The organism is Plasticicumulans lactativorans, assembly GCF_004341245.1.
Taxonomy (GTDB): domain Bacteria; phylum Pseudomonadota; class Gammaproteobacteria; order Competibacterales; family Competibacteraceae; genus Plasticicumulans_A; species Plasticicumulans_A lactativorans.
Window position 1 is genome coordinate 215,108 of the sequence record NZ_SLWY01000001.1, and the last position, 16,140, is coordinate 231,247.

15 protein-coding genes are annotated in these 16,140 nt (G+C 72.0%); 9 read left to right on the forward strand and 6 right to left on the reverse strand.

What is annotated here, in order from left to right:
• Positions 1 to 28 precede the first annotated feature (28 nt).
• On the reverse strand, positions 29 to 640 hold the full coding sequence (locus tag EV699_RS00890; protein WP_132538061.1) for a c-type cytochrome: 612 nt from the start codon (positions 638 to 640) through the stop codon (positions 29 to 31).
• 202 nt (positions 641 to 842) lie between these two features.
• Here EV699_RS00890 and ilvD point away from each other — a divergent pair, with 202 nt between their 5' ends.
• From ilvD to EV699_RS00925, 7 genes are all read left to right on the forward strand, one after another.
• Complete coding sequence (gene ilvD / locus EV699_RS00895; protein WP_132538062.1) at positions 843 to 2,696, forward strand: dihydroxy-acid dehydratase; 1,854 nt, start codon at positions 843 to 845, stop codon at positions 2,694 to 2,696.
• 171 nt (positions 2,697 to 2,867) lie between these two features.
• Positions 2,868 to 3,578, forward strand: a complete 711-nt coding sequence (locus EV699_RS00900) for a phospholipase D family protein (RefSeq protein ID WP_132538063.1) — start codon at positions 2,868 to 2,870, stop codon at positions 3,576 to 3,578.
• A gap of 105 nt (positions 3,579 to 3,683) precedes the next feature.
• Positions 3,684 to 4,457 (forward strand): nuclease-related domain-containing protein, encoded by a 774-nt coding sequence (locus EV699_RS00905; RefSeq protein ID WP_132538064.1) that lies wholly within the window; start codon positions 3,684 to 3,686, stop codon positions 4,455 to 4,457.
• A gap of 112 nt (positions 4,458 to 4,569) precedes the next feature.
• Positions 4,570 to 5,067, forward strand: coding sequence for a VOC family protein (locus EV699_RS00910; protein ID WP_132538065.1), 498 nt, complete (start codon positions 4,570 to 4,572; stop codon positions 5,065 to 5,067).
• Between the two features lie 77 nt (positions 5,068 to 5,144).
• The gene (locus EV699_RS00915; protein ID WP_132538066.1) at positions 5,145 to 5,438 is read left to right on the forward strand and encodes a DUF2277 domain-containing protein; all 294 of its coding nucleotides are present in this window, start codon (positions 5,145 to 5,147) and stop codon (positions 5,436 to 5,438) included.
• A gap of 220 nt (positions 5,439 to 5,658) precedes the next feature.
• A complete protein-coding gene (locus tag EV699_RS00920) occupies positions 5,659 to 7,245 on the forward strand; it encodes an FAD-dependent oxidoreductase (RefSeq protein ID WP_243662513.1) in 1,587 nt (528 codons plus the stop codon).
• 47 nt (positions 7,246 to 7,292) lie between these two features.
• The gene (locus tag EV699_RS00925; protein ID WP_132538067.1) at positions 7,293 to 7,907 is read left to right on the forward strand and encodes a DUF1294 domain-containing protein; all 615 of its coding nucleotides are present in this window, start codon (positions 7,293 to 7,295) and stop codon (positions 7,905 to 7,907) included.
• Positions 7,908 to 7,945: 38 nt separating this feature from the next.
• Here EV699_RS00925 and EV699_RS00930 read toward each other — a convergent pair whose 3' ends face one another.
• Complete coding sequence (locus tag EV699_RS00930; protein ID WP_132538068.1) at positions 7,946 to 8,422, reverse strand: WbuC family cupin fold metalloprotein; 477 nt, start codon at positions 8,420 to 8,422, stop codon at positions 7,946 to 7,948.
• A gap of 242 nt (positions 8,423 to 8,664) precedes the next feature.
• Between EV699_RS00930 and EV699_RS00935 the strand changes: the two genes are divergently transcribed.
• On the forward strand, positions 8,665 to 11,220 hold the full coding sequence (locus EV699_RS00935; RefSeq protein WP_132538069.1) for a proprotein convertase P-domain-containing protein: 2,556 nt from the start codon (positions 8,665 to 8,667) through the stop codon (positions 11,218 to 11,220).
• Positions 11,221 to 11,268: 48 nt separating this feature from the next.
• On the opposite strand, the gene wrbA is transcribed toward EV699_RS00935, so the two are convergent.
• The 3 genes from wrbA to EV699_RS00950 are packed head-to-tail and all read right to left on the reverse strand — an operon-like array spanning position 11,269 to position 13,657.
• Positions 11,269 to 11,871 carry an NAD(P)H:quinone oxidoreductase gene (gene wrbA, locus EV699_RS00940; protein WP_132538070.1) on the reverse strand — a complete coding sequence of 201 codons (603 nt, stop codon included), beginning with the start codon at positions 11,869 to 11,871 and terminating at the stop codon, positions 11,269 to 11,271.
• A gap of 53 nt (positions 11,872 to 11,924) precedes the next feature.
• Entirely contained in the window at positions 11,925 to 12,737 is an 813-nt protein-coding gene (locus EV699_RS00945) for a metallophosphoesterase family protein (RefSeq protein ID WP_132538071.1), read from the reverse strand.
• Positions 12,734 to 13,657: a diacylglycerol/lipid kinase family protein gene (locus EV699_RS00950; protein WP_132538072.1), complete on the reverse strand. Its 924-nt coding sequence runs from the start codon at positions 13,655 to 13,657 to the stop codon at positions 12,734 to 12,736. Before EV699_RS00950 ends, EV699_RS00945 begins: the two co-directional genes overlap by 4 nt.
• Positions 13,658 to 13,690: 33 nt before the next feature.
• On the opposite strand from EV699_RS00950, the gene EV699_RS00955 reads away from it, so the two are divergent.
• A complete protein-coding gene (locus EV699_RS00955; RefSeq protein ID WP_132538073.1) occupies positions 13,691 to 14,335 on the forward strand; it encodes a phosphatase PAP2 family protein in 645 nt (214 codons plus the stop codon).
• A 24-nt stretch (positions 14,336 to 14,359) separates the two neighbouring features.
• Here EV699_RS00955 and EV699_RS00960 read toward each other — a convergent pair whose 3' ends face one another.
• Positions 14,360 to 16,000: an electron transfer flavoprotein-ubiquinone oxidoreductase gene (locus EV699_RS00960; protein WP_165903977.1), complete on the reverse strand. Its 1,641-nt coding sequence runs from the start codon at positions 15,998 to 16,000 to the stop codon at positions 14,360 to 14,362.
• Positions 16,001 to 16,140: the final 140 nt, after the last annotated feature.

The following is a 16,140-nucleotide window of genomic DNA, read 5'->3' on the forward strand; positions in this document are numbered from 1 at the left end:
CGGGGCGCGCCCGCGGGCTTGCCTGCTCTCACTTCACGACGGAAAGGCCCTTCGGCTGCGCGGCGAACCACGCCGCGAGGTCGAGGCGGTCCTGCGCACTCAGCGACTTGGCGATGCCCGCCATGATCGGATTATTGCGCGCACCGCTGCTGTAGTCTTCCAGGGCCTTCACCAGGTAGTCGGCGTGCTGGCCGGCGATGCGCGGAAACGCCGGTGCCGGCGAATGGCCGTCGGCGCCGTGGCAGGCCGCGCACACCTGCGCCGCCTTCTGCTTGCCGGCCTCGGGGTTGCCGCGCGGCGTCGGCGTGCCCGCGGCCGGCTCGACCGCGGCGACGTAGGCGGCGATGTCGGCCATGTCGGCCTCCGACAGCGAGGCGGCGTTGGCGCCCATCGTCGGGTGATGGCGCTGCCCCGACTGATAGCCCTTCAGCGCGGCGACGATGTAGTCGGGGTACTGGCCGCCGAGCTTGGGCACGTGATAGGTCGGATAGACGTTGGTATAGCCCGGAATCGCGTGGCAGCCCGCGCAGGTCGAAAACTTGTACTGGCCGGCCTTGGCATCGCCGGCTGCCGGTGCCGCCGCGGCGAAGCCGAGGCAGGCGGCGCCCAGCAGCAGACGGCTGAAACTCGCATTGATCATCGGGGGTCTCTCTGGATGGTTGCGGGGCGTGGGGTGAGGTCTGCGCGCCCTTCGGCCGTAAGACTACCGGGGCGACCGGCATTTACAAGCGCATCGGGGGCGCGAGCCTTAACCGCCGCCGGCGCTTGTGCTCAAATGCTTCCCCCTCCAGCCCACGGGCGGGCGACCGGCCCGCCCCCTCTCGCCAGTGGAGCCTGCCCCCATGCCCGAGTATCGATCCCGAACCACCACCCACGGCCGCAACATGGCGGGCGCCCGCGCCCTGTGGCGCGCCACCGGCATGAAGGACGGCGACTTCGGCAAGCCGATCATCGCCATCGCCAACTCCTTCACCCAGTTCGTGCCCGGCCACGTGCACCTGAAGGACCTCGGCCAGCTCGTCGCGCGCGAGATCGAAGCCGCCGGCGGCGTCGCCAAGGAGTTCAACACCATCGCCGTCGACGACGGCATCGCGATGGGCCACGGCGGCATGCTGTACTCGCTGCCCTCGCGCGAGCTGATCGCCGACGCCGTCGAATACATGGTCAACGCGCACTGCGCCGACGCGCTGGTGTGCATCTCGAACTGCGACAAGATCACCCCCGGCATGCTGATGGCCGCGATGCGCCTCAACATCCCCGCGGTGTTCGTCTCCGGCGGCCCGATGGAGGCCGGCAAGACCCGGCTGGCCACCGGCGAGGTCAAGCTCGACCTGGTCGACGCCATGGTCATGGCCGCCGACAGCCACGCCAGCGACGAGGAGGTCGAGCGGGTCGAGCGTTCCGCCTGCCCGACCTGCGGCTCGTGCTCCGGCATGTTCACCGCCAACTCGATGAACTGCCTCACCGAGGCGCTCGGCCTGTCGCTGCCGGGCAACGGCTCGCTGCTCGCCACCCATGCCGACCGCAAGGAGCTCTTCCTCGAAGCCGGCCGGCGCGTCGTCACCCTCGCCCGGCGCTACTACGAGGAGGGCGACGGCTCGGTGCTGCCGCGCAGCATCGCCAACTTCCAGGCCTTCGAGAACGCGATGAGCCTCGACATCGCGATGGGCGGCTCGACCAACACCGTGCTGCACCTGCTCGCCGCCGCGCACGAGGGCGGCGTCGGCTTCACCATGAGCGACATCGACCGCCTCAGCCGGCGCGTGCCCAACCTGTGCAAGGTCGCCCCGGCCACGCAGACCTACCACATGGAGGACGTGCACCGCGCCGGCGGCGTCATCGCCATCCTCGGCGAGCTCGACCGCGCCGGCCTGCTGCACACCGACGTCAGGACCGTGCACAGCGAGTCGCTCGCCGCCGCGCTCGCCGAATGGGACATCGCCCGGCCGAGCTGTTCCGACGTCGCGCGCCGGCGCTTCACTGCCGGCCCCGCCGGCATCCCCACGCAGGTCGCCTTCAGCCAGGACACCCGCTGGCCCTCGCTCGACGCCGACCGCAAGCGCGGCTGCATCCGCGACAAGGCCCACGCCTACTCGCAGGACGGCGGCCTCGCCGTGCTGTTCGGCAACCTCGCGCCCGACGGCTGCATCGTCAAGACCGCCGGCGTCGACGAGAGCATCCTCAAGTTCCACGGCCGTGCGCGGATCATGGAGAGCCAGGAGGAGGCGGTGAGCGCCATCCTCAACGACGAGATCAAGGCCGGCGACGTGGTGCTGATCCGCTACGAAGGCCCCAAGGGCGGCCCGGGTATGCAGGAGATGCTCTACCCGACCAGCTACCTGAAGTCCAAGGGCCTCGGCAAGGCCTGCGCGCTGGTCACCGACGGGCGCTTCTCCGGCGGCACCTCGGGCCTGTCGATCGGCCACGTCAGCCCGGAGGCCGCCGAGGGCGGCAACATCGGGCTGGTCGAGGAGGGTGACACCATCGAGATCGACATCCCCAAGCGCAGCATCCGCATCGCCGTGTCGGACCAGGAACTGTCGCGCCGCCGCGCGGTGATGGAGTCGCTCGGCAACCGCGGCTGGAAGCCCGCCAACCGCCAGCGCCAGGTCAGCCTCGCGCTGCGCGCCTATGCCGCACTGACCACCTCCGCCAACCGCGGCGCGGTGCGCGACCTGTCGCAACTCGAAGACTGATCCTGCGCGGAAGCCGGGGCAGCGCAACGCCGCCCCGGTGCGCCTGCGCAGGCCAAGGCCGCGCCGGCCATCAGGCTGCGAAGGTTGGGTTTTGCCTTCGTTCACCCGGGCTGCGGACCGGGTAATCCGGCCACATCGTCAATTCCATTCCCGGTCGCATCTCCCGATACCATGGCGAAATTTCTCAATACCAGCGCAACGAATTACTTTCTCGAAGAACTGATCAAGGGCGCGAAGGATCGGCTGATTCTCATCAGCCCCTTCCTGAAGCTCAACGATCGCGTCAAGGAGCTGCTCGCCGACAAGAACCGGCTGAAGATCGACGTGCGCATCGTCTATGGGAAAAGCGAACTGCAGCCCGAGGAGATCGGCTGGCTGAACGAACTGACCTACATCAGGACGAGCTTCTGCAAGAACCTGCACGCCAAGTGCTACCTCAACGAGGAGCTTTGCATCGTCACCAGCCTGAATCTCTACGAGTTCAGCCAGGTGAACAACAACGAGATGGGGGTGCTGATCCGCCGCGGCGAGGATGCGGAACTCTATCGCGAGGCTTACGAGGAGGCGCAGCGCATCATTCGCATCAGTGAAGAGGTGCGGATTTCGCTCGAACGTGTGGTCCAGGATACGGCCGAGTCCAAGCCTGAAGCGGAGGAGCCGAGCGGCAAGCTGACCTCCTCGAAACTCGCGAAGGCGCTCGGTTTGAAGACCCATGAACTGATCGAGCAACTGGTGGGCTTGGGGCATCTCGAAGCGAGGGACGGGAAACATTTCCTCACTGCAAAGGGTAAGGAGGCCGGCGGCGAGTTTCGCGTCAGTCCGAAGTTCGGACCTTACTTCCTCTGGCCGGAAAGCCTGCGGCTCGCCGGCAGCCGGGATTGAGCGCGTGCCTGCCGAGGTCTCGGTAAGGCGGGAAAACCGGCCGGCGGCGGGCGGGCCCATATCCATCGCCAGAAGCGGGAACACCCTGTCAGGAGACAAATGGGCATGGATCCATCACCGATCGTCCACGAAATCCTGAAAGCCTTTGGATCGGTCCTGCCGATCATCATCGTCATCGGGCTGTTCAAGACCCCGTGGGCCAAGGGCTTCTTCGGTGAGCTGCTGGTGAAGCTCATCGCCTGGCTGCGGCTGGACAAGCACACCTACCGGCGGGTACATGACCTCACCTTGCCGACGCCGGACGGCAGCACCCAGATCGACCACGTGTTCGTGTCGCGCTTCGGCATCTTCGTGCTGGAAACCAAGAACATGCGCGGCTGGATCTTCGGCGGCGCGGAGCAGGCGCAATGGACGCAGACGCTCTACCGGCGGACTTTCAGGTTCCAGAATCCGCTGCGGCAGAACTTCAAGCACGTGAAGGCGCTCGAGGCGGCGCTCCGGGTGCCGCCGGAAACGCTCCACTCGGTCGTGACCTTCGTCGGCGGGAGTAGCTTCAAGACCACGATGCCTGCCAACGTCACCCAGGGCGCGGGGTTCGTTGCGTACATCAAGTCGTTCCGCCAGCCGGTGTTCACCGCGGGCGAGGTCGAGGAACTGCTGCGCAGGATGGCGTCGGCTCGCCTGGAGCCCGGCTTCGCCACGCACCGCGAGCACGTGCAGAACCTCGGGAGCCGGGCGGACCCGAACGCCGAGCGGCGCTGTCCCCGCTGCGGCAGCCCGATGGTGCTGCGCACCGTGAAGGCGGGCGCGCGCGCCGGCGAGCGGTTCTGGGGCTGTTCGACCTTCCCGAAATGCCGGGCGATCCAGAACCTCGCGTAGGTGGCGCCGGTCGTCACGGGATAGGCGGGTCGTGAGCCTCGGCCACGGCCCGGTTGCCGAGCGCGGCCCTGCGGGGCCGCGGCCTTGTTCAGGTCCGACCAGGAGGTGGCACATGCCGACCTTGCAGAGGATCACCCCGTTCCTGTGGTTCGACGATCAAGCCGAGGCGGCCGCCGCGTTCTACGTCGGCATCTTCCCGCATGCGCGGATCGTTAGCGTTTCCCGCTACGGCGAGGCGGGGCAGGAGGTGCACGGCAGGCCGGCGGGATCGGTGATGGTGGTGAGCTTCGAGCTCGACGGGCAGCGTTTCGACGCCCTCAACGGCGGCCCGGTGTTCCGCTTCAACGAGGCCGTCTCGTTCCAGATCCACTGCGCGACGCAGGCGGAGGTGGACCATTACTGGGACGCCCTGGCGGCGGGCGGGGACGAACGCGCGCAGCAGTGTGGCTGGCTCAAGGACCGCTACGGGGTGTCGTGGCAGGTCGTGCCCGATGGGCTGGCCGAGTTGCTCGCCGACCCCGACTCTGCCAGGGCCGGCAGGACCATGGCGGCGATGCTGCAGATGAAGAAGCTCGACATCGCCGCCCTGCGGCGCGCCCACGCCGGGTAGCGGGCGGCTTGCCGCGTGTCGCGCCGGCAGGAATCATCGGCCGGGCGGCGCGGCATGCGCCCGCCGGAGGGATGACGATGTGCCGGAACATCAAGACGCTGTTCAACTTCGAGCCGCCGGCGAGCGAGGCCGAGATCCGCGCCGCCGCGCTGCAGTTCGTGCGCAAGCTCAGCGGCTTCAACAGCCCGTCCAAGGCCAACCAGGCCGCCTTCGAGCGGGCCGTCGACGGGGTCGCGGTGGCGGCGCGCGCGCTCATCGATGCGCTGGTGACCACCGCCCAACCGCGTGACCGCGAGGTCGAGGCGGCGCGGGCGCGGGAGCGCGCGGCGCTGCGCTTCACGGTGGCGCGCCGCACGGAACGCCCGACGTGAGCGCGGCGCACCCCGCTGCCGGCGGCCGGGGCCGATGATGCCGCGGCGTTCGCGCGCGCTCGCGCCGCCCGACGCGCGCTGAACGCCGTGTGGCCCGTGGCGCTGGCGCCGGCCGGCGCGGGCCACTACCTTGGACATCCGTGGCCGGCGGCGGCGCGGGCGGGGTGCCGGGCGGCGCCCGTCGACGGGGTTGGCGCGAGACGAGAGGAGCGGTTCCCGCTTGAACACTGCAACCGATGTGGACGTGCTCGTCGTCGGTGCCGGCCCGACCGGCCTGATGCTCGCCAACCAGCTCGCGCGCCGCGGCGTGCGCGTGCAGGTCGTCGAGCGCAACGCCGGGCCGTCGCGGCAGACCAAGGCGCTCGGCGTGCAGGCGCGCACGCTGGAGATCTACGCCCGCCTCGGCGTCGTCGAACGGGCGCTCGCCTGGGGCACGCGCGCCATCGCCGCGAGCCTGTGGGTGGAAGGGCGCCCGGCGGCGCGGGTGCCGCTCGGCGACATCGGGCACGACCTGAGCCCGTACCCGTTCCTGCTGATCCTCGGCCAGGACGACAACGAGCGGCTGCTCGGCGATGAGCTGCGCGCGCGCGGCGTCGAGGTGCAGTGGGGCACCGAACTCGTCGGCCTGACGCAGGATGCCGAGCGTGCCACCGCGACGCTCCGCCAGGCCGACGGCACGACGCGGGAGCTCACCGCCGCGTGGGTCGCCGGCTGCGACGGCGCGCACAGCACGGTGCGCCGGCTGAGCGGCATCGACTTCCCCGGCGCGCCGTACGAGCAGGTGTTCTTCGTCGCCGACACCCGGGTGAGCGGGCCGATGGCGGCGGGTGAGCTCAACGTCTACCTGTGGCCGAGCGGCTTCCACCTGTTCTTCCCGATGCGCGGCAGCGACCACTGGCGCGTGGTCGGCATCGTGCCGCCGGCGCTGCGTGGGCACGACGATCTGGATTTCGACGCGCTGCTGCCGGCGCTGCGCCAGGAGGTGGGCGCCGGGCTCGCCTTCCAGGCGTGCACGTGGTTCTCGACCTACCGCATCCACCACCGCCGCGCCGCGCGCTTCCGCGAGCGCCGCTGCTTCCTGCTCGGCGATGCCGCCCACATCCACAGCCCGGTCGGCGCCCAGGGCATGAACACCGGGCTGCAGGACGCCTACAACCTGGCGTGGAAGCTCGCGCTCGTCAGCCACGGGCATGCCGCCGCCGGCCTGCTCGATTCCTACGAGGCCGAGCGCATACCGGTGGCCGAGCGGCTGCTGCGCACCACCGACCGGGCGTTCTCGATCGTCGTCTCCAACCGCTGGCTGGCCGGGTTGCTGCGCATGCGCGTGCTGCCGAAGCTGCTTGCGCTGGCGATGCGCGGCGAGCGCACGCGGCGGCTCGCCTTCCGCACCATCTCGCAGACCGGCATCCGCTACCCGGACAGCGCGCTGTCGCAGGACCTCGCCGCCCCGCCCGGGCACGCGCCGCGCGCCGGCGACCGCTTCCCGTGGCTACGGCTCGCATTCGCCGCGGATGGCGCCGCCGAGGACCTGTACGCGCGCCTCGACGACACGCGCTTCCACCTGCTGCTGGTCGGCCAGGCCGCACCGCCCGGACTGCCCGACGCGCTCGACGGGCAGCTCGACGTCCACGTCATTCCTGAGCATCCGCACAACGCGCAGGCGCTCGACCGCGCGCGGATCCCGCGCCCCGCGTTCTACCTGCTGCGCCCGGACGGCCACGTCGGGCTCGCCGGCACCCGGCTGGATGCCGCGGCGCTGCGGCGCTACCTGGCCGAGCGCCTGCAACTGCAGCCGCGCACCCCCTGAGCGGCGGCGCCGTTCGACCTTTCGGCACCCATCACGACAGGCCCGCCATGCGCCATCGCGGCAGGATCACCCAGTGGAAGGACGACAAGGGCTTCGGCTTCATCACCCCCGACGGGGGCGGCAGGCCGGTATTCGTCCACATCACCGCGTTCGCCGGCCGGCAGCGCCGGCCGACCGGCCAGGAGCGCGTGCGCTATGACACCCGCACCGATGCGCAGGGGCGCATGCAGGCGGTGGACGTCGTCTACGCCGGCGTGTCGGGGCGGGCGATCGGTGCGGCGCTGCTGAACGGCGGGCTGCTGCTGCTGGCGGTGGCGTTCCTGGGCGGCGTGGTCTGGGCGGTGGCGGCGGGGCGGCTGCCGCGCGCGCTCCTCGGGCTCTACCTCGGCGCCAGCGCCGTCGCCTTCGTCGCCTACGCGCTCGACAAGTCGGCGGCACGCCACGAGCGCCGGCGCACGCCGGAGAACACGCTGCACCTGTTCGGCCTGCTCGGTGGCTGGCCGGGGGCGCTGGCCGCGCAGCGCCTGCTGCGCCACAAATCGCGCAAGGCCTCGTTCCAGGTCGTGTTCTGGGGCACCGTCGGGCTCAACGGCGGCGCCCTCGGCTGGCTGCTGTCGCCGGCGGGGGAGCGGACGCTGCGTTCGCTGCTGGCCGCGGTCTGACGCTCGTCATCCCTGAGCGGCCGCCGGCGGCAGGGCGCTCAGGCGAAATGCCCGCGCATCCAGGCGCGGTAGGCGTCGGCCTGCGGCGAACCCTCGGGCGGGGCCCAGGCGCCGAACTCGTCGGCTTCGACCGGGCGGTAGGGGCCGGCCTTGGCTTCGAAGAAGACGCTGCCCGGTGCGAGCGCGACCACCGCGTGCAGCACGCCGGCGGGGATGTCGACCCCCGGCGTGTCGCCGCCGGCGCGCAGTTCGAGCGCGCGCTGCACGCGGCCGTCGGCGTCGAACACCAGCACGCCGAGGCCGCCGGCGAGCACGACCAGGGTTTCGGCCTTGGCGGGGTCGCGGTGCAGGTGCGGGCGCACGTAGGAGTCGGGCTCGATCGCCACCAGCAGGCGCTGGCAGGCGTCGTCGAGGTCGACGTGGAAGTTGTGGTTGGCGCGCCGGCGCGGGCGCTCGCCGGCGGTGACGGCGAGGGCGGCGAGCAGCGGGCGGTCGATCGGGACGAGCTCGGACATGCGATCTCCACGGGACGGCGGATGGCGGACGGAGCGGATGATACGCAGCCGGGTGGCGCGGCTTCGAGGCGTGAGGGCTGCGGGGCGCCCGGCCGGGCGGAGCCTCGGCGCCTGCACGAGGGCTCTCGTCAAATGCCTCTCAAATGATAAAAATCCTTCTGATCCAGTAGTTTGCGTGTACACGGCTATACTCGGGCAGCCGGGTTTCCACCCGGCGCAACGGAATCTGCAGGAGGCCCGGGATGAACGACACCACCTACACCTATCGCGCCGGCGTGCGGCTGCCGCTGGTGAAGGCCGCGGACCAGTTCGTCGTTCGCGCGCTGCCGGACAGGGTCGGCACCGCGGGCGTGCGGGCGCTGGAGCAGGTCTCGCCGCATTCGACGCGCGTCACCGTCGATCCCGCGCAGCGCGATGCGGCGATGGCCGACAGCCGCGCCGAAGCCGTCACCCACCACGCCTACAGCAGTGCCGACAGCGGTGCGGAGTTCCTGATCACCGACCGCGTCTTCGTGCGCTTCCGCAACCCGCCGACGGCGGCCGAGCTCGATGCCTTCGCCGGCCGCTACGGCCTGCTGCGTCTGGCCACCTACGGCGAACGCGACTTTCTGTTCCAGCTCACCGACCACACCGGCATGAACCCGGTGAAGCTGGTCGTGGCGCTGACCGAGAACGATCCGGCGGTCGAGAGCGCCGATCACGATCTCAACCAGCGGGCGAAGCGCTACCAGCTCGCGCTGCCGACCGATCCGTCCTACCAGCGCCAGTGGCACCTGCACCAGCACCTGCTCGACCCGCAGTTCGATCCGCGTGCGTCCAGCCGCTGCGAGCAGGCCTGGGAACTGCTCGGCCATTACGGCAGCGCCGACATCGTCGTCGGCATCACCGACGACGGCTGCAAGCTCGATCACGGCGATTTCGCCGGGGCCGACAAGTTCGCCGGCTGGGGCTATTTCGTCGGCAGCCGGCTGGTGGTGCGCGACGACCCCGATGCCGATCCGCAGCGCATGTACGAGTCCGGCTCCAACCACGGCACCGCCTGCGCCGGCGTCATCGCCGCCGCGGTCAACGGGCGCTTCGTCGTCGGCGCCGCGCCGGGCTGCCGGCTGCTGCCGGTGAAGTGGGAGGCGCAGGGGCCGGCGCTGCTGATCAGCGATTCCAAGCTCCTCGCCGCGCTCGACTACCTCGCGCCGCGCGTGGACATCGTGTCGAACTCCTGGGGCGGCGTGCCGACCAGCCTGTGGTCGCCGCAGGTGGTCAGCCGCATCGGCGAACTCGCGCGCAGCGGCGGCCGGCGCGGCAGCGGCATCCTGTTCCTGTGGGCCGCGGGCAACGAGAACTGCCCGATCCAGCACCAGGCCGACCAGTCCGTGCCCTACGACGACGGCTGGCAGGTGCGCACCGACGGCAGCTGGGCCTGGGTCGGCGTCAGCCGCACCCGCAGCTTCCGCAACAACCTGGTCGGCATCAACGGGCTGATGCACGTCGCGGCGCTGGCGAGCACGGCGGAGCGCAGCCATTACTCGAACTACGGCACCGGCATCCTGATCGCGGCGCCGAGCAACAACGTCCACGAGTACCAGCGTCTCAGCGTACGCGGGCTCGGCATCACCACGACGACGGGTGCGTCGGCCGGCATCACCGCGAGCTTCGGCGGCACCTCGAGCGCGACCCCGCTGGTCGCCGGCATCGCCGCGCTGACGCTGTCGGCGAACCCGGCGCTGAGCGGCTTCGAGCTGGGCGCGGTGCTGCGGCGTACCGCGGCGAAGGACGTCGACTTCGAGCGCTACCCGCGCACCCCGCCGGCGAGCTACGACCCCGACACCAGCTGGGACGTCTCGCCGGTCGCACCCTGGGCGCAGGGCGAGTTCCGCGACACCGGCGATGCCGACGGCAGCTGGAGCCCGTGGTACGGCCACGGCCGCATCGACGCCGCGAACGCGGTCGCCGAGGCGCTGCGCCGGCGCGGCGGCGGCACGGGCGGTGGCACGGGCGGTGGTGGTGGCGGTGATGGCGGGGCGGGCGGCACGACGCTGCAGTTGCGCAGGACGTCGAGCCCCGCGCGGGTCATCCCCGACAACGATCCGGCCGGCATCGGCGACCGCATCGCCGTCGGCGAGAGCGGGCGGCTCGCCGGCGTGCGCGTGGAGGTCGACATCAGCCACACCTGGATCGGCGACCTGCGCGTGAGCCTGGTCGCGCCGGGCGGCGACGAGGTCGTGCTGCATGCCCGCGGCGGCGGGCGCGACGACGACATCCGCCGCGCCTACGACATCACGACCACGCCGGCGCTGGCGGCGCTGCTCGGCAAGCCGGTGCAGGGCGACTGGACGCTGCGCGTCGCCGATCTCGCGCGCAGCGACGTCGGGCGCCTGAACGCCTGGGTGCTGGCGCTGGAGGTGCAGGTGCCGCAGCCGGCGCAGCCGAGCGAGGTGGTGCTGGAGGATGCGCCGGGGCTGGGCATCCCCGACGCGACGGCGGCCGGCATCGAGCGCGTGCTGCGGGTCGCGGCGCCGGGGCGGGTGCAGGCGGTCACGGTCGACGTCGACATCACGCATTCGTGGATCGGCGACCTGAGCGTCGATCTGATCGCGCCGTCCGGCCGCACCGCACCGCTGCATCAGCGCGCCGGCGGTTCGGCGGACAACCTGATCGTCCGCTACGCCGATACCGCGGCGCTGCGTGCGCTGGTCGGCGAGGCGGCCCAGGGCGACTGGCGCCTGCGCGTCGTCGACCACGCCGCCGAGGACGTCGGCAAGCTCAACCGCTGGGCGCTGCGGGTGCGCATCGGCGCCTGAGGGCGCGAAGCGCACGGCCCGCCCGCAGCGGAGCGGGCGGGCCGGGGATCAGCTCGCGAGCTTGTGGGTGATGCGGGCGACGTGCTCGCCCTGGTAGCGGGCGACGTCGAGTTCGTTGGCGCTCGGCTGGCGGCTGCCGTCGCCGCCGGCGAGCGTGCTGGCGCCGTAGGGGGTGCCGCCGGTGATCTCGGTCATCACGGTGAGCCCGGCACAGGCGTAGGGCACGCCGACGATCACCATGCCGTGGTGCAGCAGCGTGGTGTGGAAGGAGGTGATCGTCGTCTCCTGCCCGCCGTGCTGGGTGCCGGTCGAGGTGAACACGCTGCCGACCTTGCCGACCAGCCCGCCGCGCACCCACAGGCCGCCGGTCTGGTCGAGGAAGTTGCGCATCTGCGCGCACATGTTGCCGAAGCGCGTGGGCGTGCCGAAGATGATCCCGTCGTAGTCCCCCAGTTCGGCCGGGCTCGCGATCGGCGCCGCCTGGTCCCACTTGGCGCCGGCCTTGCGCGCGACGTCCTCGGGCATGGTGTCGGCGACGCGCTTGAGCGTGACCTCCACGCCGGCGACGCGCTGCGCGCCCTCGACCACCGCCTGCGCCATCGTCTCGATGTGCCCGTACATGCTGTAGTACACGACCAACAGTTTGCTCATGCCCGTCTCCGTTGTTGCTGCCCACGTCATGCCGGCGTCGCGGCGCCGGCCCGTCAGTCGGCCGCCGTCACCCACCCCGCGGGGGTGCGGCGGAAGCGGCGCGTCAGCACCGGCGCGAAGGCGCCGTCGCGGTGTTCGAGGTGCTCCACCTCGATGTGCCCGTGCTCGATGCGCAGCCAGTTGAAACCGTTGCCCTCGTCGCGGGTACGCGTCGAGGTGGCGGTGCCGGCCTGCACCAGCAGCGCGCTGCGCCGGGCGCTGTGGCGCGACCCGGCAAAGCCGTGCGCGGTGCGGTGCAGGTGCCCGGCGAGAAAGACGTCGACGCCGCCGTCGTCGACCAGCTGCGGGAAGGCGGCGTCGCCGCGCCCGATCAGCATAGCCGGTGCGGCGCGGCCGCTGGGGCAGTCGAACGGGTGGTGGGTGACGAGGATGCGCACCTGCCCCGGCGCGGCCGTGCGCAGCCGCGCCACCGCGCGGTGCACCTGGCCCGCGCTCAGCCGCCCGCCCGACACCGTGAGCGAGCGTGCGCTGTTCAGCCCGAGCACCAGCCATTCGGCGTCGGCGTGTTCGGGTTCGAGCGTCGGGCCGAGGTGCTGGCGGTAGTGGCGGAACGGCCACAGGAAACGCGCGAACGGGTTGTGCAGCGGCACGTCGTGGTTGCCGGGCACCGCCAGCACCGGACAGCCGAGCCCGGCGATGAAGGCCGCGGCGTCACGGAACTGCGCCGGCCGCGCGCGCTGGGTGAGGTCGCCCGAGATCACCACCAGGTCGGGCGCCAGCGTCCGCAGCGTGGCGCCGAGCTCGGCGACCACGGCGGCGTCGATGCGCCCGAAGTGCAGGTCCGACAGGTGCGCGAGCGTTCTCATCGCGCCGGCTCGCGCGGCACCACCACGCGCAGCGCCTCGGGCACCCAGCGCAGCTCCAGCGGCGCGCGGGTGCGCACGATCTCGCCGTCGACGACGAGCTTCACGCGCCGCTTGCTGCGGTCGACGCTGATGCGCCGGGCGGTGAAGGTCTCCAGCGTGCCGACCTCGCCGATGCGCCCGAGCAGCGCGCCGAGGGCGGTGGCGAGCACCTGCAGGCGGCTCATCGGCCGCATCACCAGCACCGCGAGCCCGGCCTCGTCCGCCGCCACGCCGAGCTGTTCGAGCTGCAGCGGGTTGGCGCCGAAGAACACCATCGGCGTGTCGCGGGTGAGCGAACGGCCGCCGATCGCCAGCTGCACGCGGTAGTGGCGGTGGCGGCGCAGCGCGGTGTAGACCGCCGACAGCGCGGCGACGATGCGGTGGCGCCCGAGCAGCGCCTTGTGCCGCTCGCGCGCCTCGATGATCGTGCGGTACAGGCCGAAGCTCGCGTTGTTGAGGAACACGCGGCCGTTGACGGTGCCGGCGGCGGCGCTCGCCAGGCGGCCGTCGAGCAGCGCGGTGGCGGCGGCGAGCGGGTCGGCCGGCATGCCGAGCGCGCGGGCGAAGTAGTTGAAGGTGCCGAGCGGGATCACCCCGAGCGGCACGGGGCTGCCGAACAGCGCGCCGGCGACGGCGTTGACGGTGCCGTCGCCGCCCGCCGCCACCACCAGCCGGCGCTCCCGTGCTGCCGCGGCCTCGCGGGCCAGCGCGGTGATGTCGCGGCCGTGCGCCGGGAGGCGAACTTCCACCGCGCGGCCGGTCGAAGCCAGCGCCGCGTGCAGGCGCGCGGGCAGATCGGCGTCGTGCTGTGCGCCCGCGCCGGGGTTCATGATCAGGGTGATCGGCAGATCGTCGAGTCCGCTCCCGCCGGCGTCGGCCATGGGCGTGTGCTCCCCGTTCGGAGGGTGACGGTAGTGAAGATACCCGTTGGCGGCGTGCGTGAAAGCGCGCGCCGCCGTCTGCTGGCGGGCGCGCTCGCGCTGCTCGCCGCGCTGGCCGCCGCCGCCGGCCTGCTCGCCGGGGGCCTCGCCGCGCGCTTCGACACGGCGCTCCTGGCGGCGTTCGACCCGGCCGCGCCGTGGCGCGTGCGCATGCTCGACCTCACCGCGCTCGGTTCGTCGACGCTGGTGACGCTGTTCGCGGCCGGCGGCGTGCTGCTGCTGCTCGCGCTGCGGCGCGGCCGCGATGCGCTGCACCTCGGCCTCGCGGCGGCCGGCAGCGGGCTCCTGGTGCAGCTCCTCAAGCCGCTGTACGCGCGGCCGCGCCCCGACCTGCTGGCGCCGCTCGCCGACTACGCCGGCAGCGCCTTCCCGAGCGGGCACGCGCTGATGGCGACCGCGCTCGCCGGCACGCTCGCCTGGTGCTGCCGGCACGACGGCCCGCGCGCGGCGCGGGCGCTGCTGTGGGGGTTCGCCGCGCTGGTGGTGCTCGCGGTGGCGGTGTCGCGCGTCTACCTGCGCGTGCACTGGCCGAGCGACGTGCTCGGCGGCGCGGTGTTCGGCGCGCTGTGGGCGGCGCTGGCGGGTGCCCTGGCCAGCGCCGTGGCACCGCCGCGCTGAGCCGCCGCCCGCGGCGCGGGGGGCTCACATGTTGGGGTAGTTGGGGCCGCCGCCACCCTCGGGCACCACCCAGTCGATGTTCTGCGTCGGGTCCTTGATGTCGCAGGTCTTGCAGTGCACGCAGTTCTGGGCGTTGACCTGCAGGCGCTTGCCGCTGCCGGCCGCGTCATCGTCGACGTACTCGTACACCCCGGCCGGGCAGAAGCGCTGCTCGGGCCCGGCGTAGCGCGCCCAGTTGACGGCGACCGGCACGCCCGGGTCGCGCAGGCGCAGGTGGCTCGGCTGGCCCTCGCTGTGGTTGGTGTTGGAGATGAACACGCTCGACAGCTTGTCGAAGCTCACCTTGCCGTCGGGTTTCGGGTAGTCGATGCGCTCGCTCGCCGCCGCCGGCTGCAGCGCGGTGTGGTCGGCGTGGTGACGCAGCGTCCACGGCGCGCGCCCGCGCAGCACGTAGGTGTCGAGCGCGCCGTAGGCGAGCCCGCCGAGCAGGCCCCAGCGGAACGCCGGGCGGATGTTGCGCACGCCGCGCAGCTCCTCCCACAGCCAGCTCGCCTTGAGCTGCTCGGGGTAGGCGTCGAGCGTCACCCCGGTGGCGGTGTCGTCGGCCAGTGCGGCGAAGGCCGCCTCGGCCGCGACCATGCCCGACTTCATCGCCGTGTGCGTGCCCTTGATCTTCGGCACGTTGAGAAAGCCCGCGGTGTCGCCGATCAGCGCGCCGCCCGGGAACACCAGCCTGGGGATCGACTGGAAGCCGCCCTCGCTCAGCGCGCGCGCGCCGTAGCTGATGCGCCGGCCGCCCTCGAAGGTCGGGCGGATGTCGGGGTGGGTCTTGAAGCGCTGGAACTCGTCGAACGGCGACAGCCACGGGTTGCGGTAGTCGAGCCCGACCACGAAGCCGACGGCGACCTGGTGGTTCTCCAGGTGGTAGAGGAAGGAGCCGCCGTAGGTCTGGCCGTCGAGCGGCCAGCCGACCGTGTGCACGACGCGGCCGGGGTGGTGCTGCGCCGGGTCGACCTCCCACAGCTCCTTGATGCCGATGCCGTAGGTCTGCGGGTCGGCGCCCTCGCGCAGGCGGAAGCGCTCGAACAGCGTCTTGGTCAGCGAGCCGCGGCAGCCCTCGGCGAACAGCGTCAGCCGCGCGCGCAGCTCCACGCCGGGTTCGTAGGCGTCGGTGGGCTGGCCATCCTTGTCCAGGCCCATGTCGCCGGTGGCCACGCCGCACACCGCGCCGGCGGTGTCGTAGAGCACCTCGGCGGCGGCGAAGCCGGCGTAGATCTCCACCCCCAGCTCCTCGGCCTGGGCGCCGAGCCAGCGGCAGACGTTGCCGAGGCTGACGATGTAGTTGCCGGCGTTGTGCATCTGCGGCGGTGTCGGCAGGCGGTAGCTGGTCTGGCTGCTCAGCAGCAGGAAGCGGTCGTCGCTGACCGGGGTGTTCAGCGGCGCGCCGCGCTCACGCCAGTCGGGGATCAGCTCGTCCAGCGCGCGCGGCTCGATGCACGCCCCCGAGAGGATGTGCGCGCCGATCTCCGAGCCCTTTTCGAGCAGGCACACGCCCAGCTCCCGGCCGTGCTCGGCGGCGAGCTGTTTCAGGCGGATGGCCGCGCTCAGGCCCGCCGGGCCGCCGCCGACGATGACGACGTCGTACTCCATCGCTTCACGTTTCACGCTCTCTCCTCTCTCGGTACTGACAGGGGATGTCATCGTAACATCCCTTATCAATATAAGTAAAAACCCTAATAACGACGCAGCGCCCGCGAGGGCTCCGTCGCGCGGGCAGGGGACGGGGCCCGCCGCCGCCGTGGCCC

Coding starts and splice junctions, on each gene's coding strand:
- EV699_RS00890 (WP_132538061.1), bottom strand. CDS start 640: ATGATCAATGCGAGTTTCAGCCGTCTGCTGCTGGGCGCCGCCTGCCTC.
- ilvD (WP_132538062.1), top strand. CDS start 843: ATGCCCGAGTATCGATCCCGAACCACCACCCACGGCCGCAACATGGCG.
- EV699_RS00900 (WP_132538063.1), top strand. CDS start 2,868: ATGGCGAAATTTCTCAATACCAGCGCAACGAATTACTTTCTCGAAGAA.
- EV699_RS00905 (WP_132538064.1), top strand. CDS start 3,684: ATGGATCCATCACCGATCGTCCACGAAATCCTGAAAGCCTTTGGATCG.
- EV699_RS00910 (WP_132538065.1), top strand. CDS start 4,570: ATGCCGACCTTGCAGAGGATCACCCCGTTCCTGTGGTTCGACGATCAA.
- EV699_RS00915 (WP_132538066.1), top strand. CDS start 5,145: ATGTGCCGGAACATCAAGACGCTGTTCAACTTCGAGCCGCCGGCGAGC.
- EV699_RS00925 (WP_132538067.1), top strand. CDS start 7,293: ATGCGCCATCGCGGCAGGATCACCCAGTGGAAGGACGACAAGGGCTTC.
- EV699_RS00930 (WP_132538068.1), bottom strand. CDS start 8,422: ATGTCCGAGCTCGTCCCGATCGACCGCCCGCTGCTCGCCGCCCTCGCC.
- EV699_RS00935 (WP_132538069.1), top strand. CDS start 8,665: ATGAACGACACCACCTACACCTATCGCGCCGGCGTGCGGCTGCCGCTG.
- wrbA (WP_132538070.1), bottom strand. CDS start 11,871: ATGAGCAAACTGTTGGTCGTGTACTACAGCATGTACGGGCACATCGAG.
- EV699_RS00945 (WP_132538071.1), bottom strand. CDS start 12,737: ATGAGAACGCTCGCGCACCTGTCGGACCTGCACTTCGGGCGCATCGAC.
- EV699_RS00950 (WP_132538072.1), bottom strand. CDS start 13,657: ATGGCCGACGCCGGCGGGAGCGGACTCGACGATCTGCCGATCACCCTG.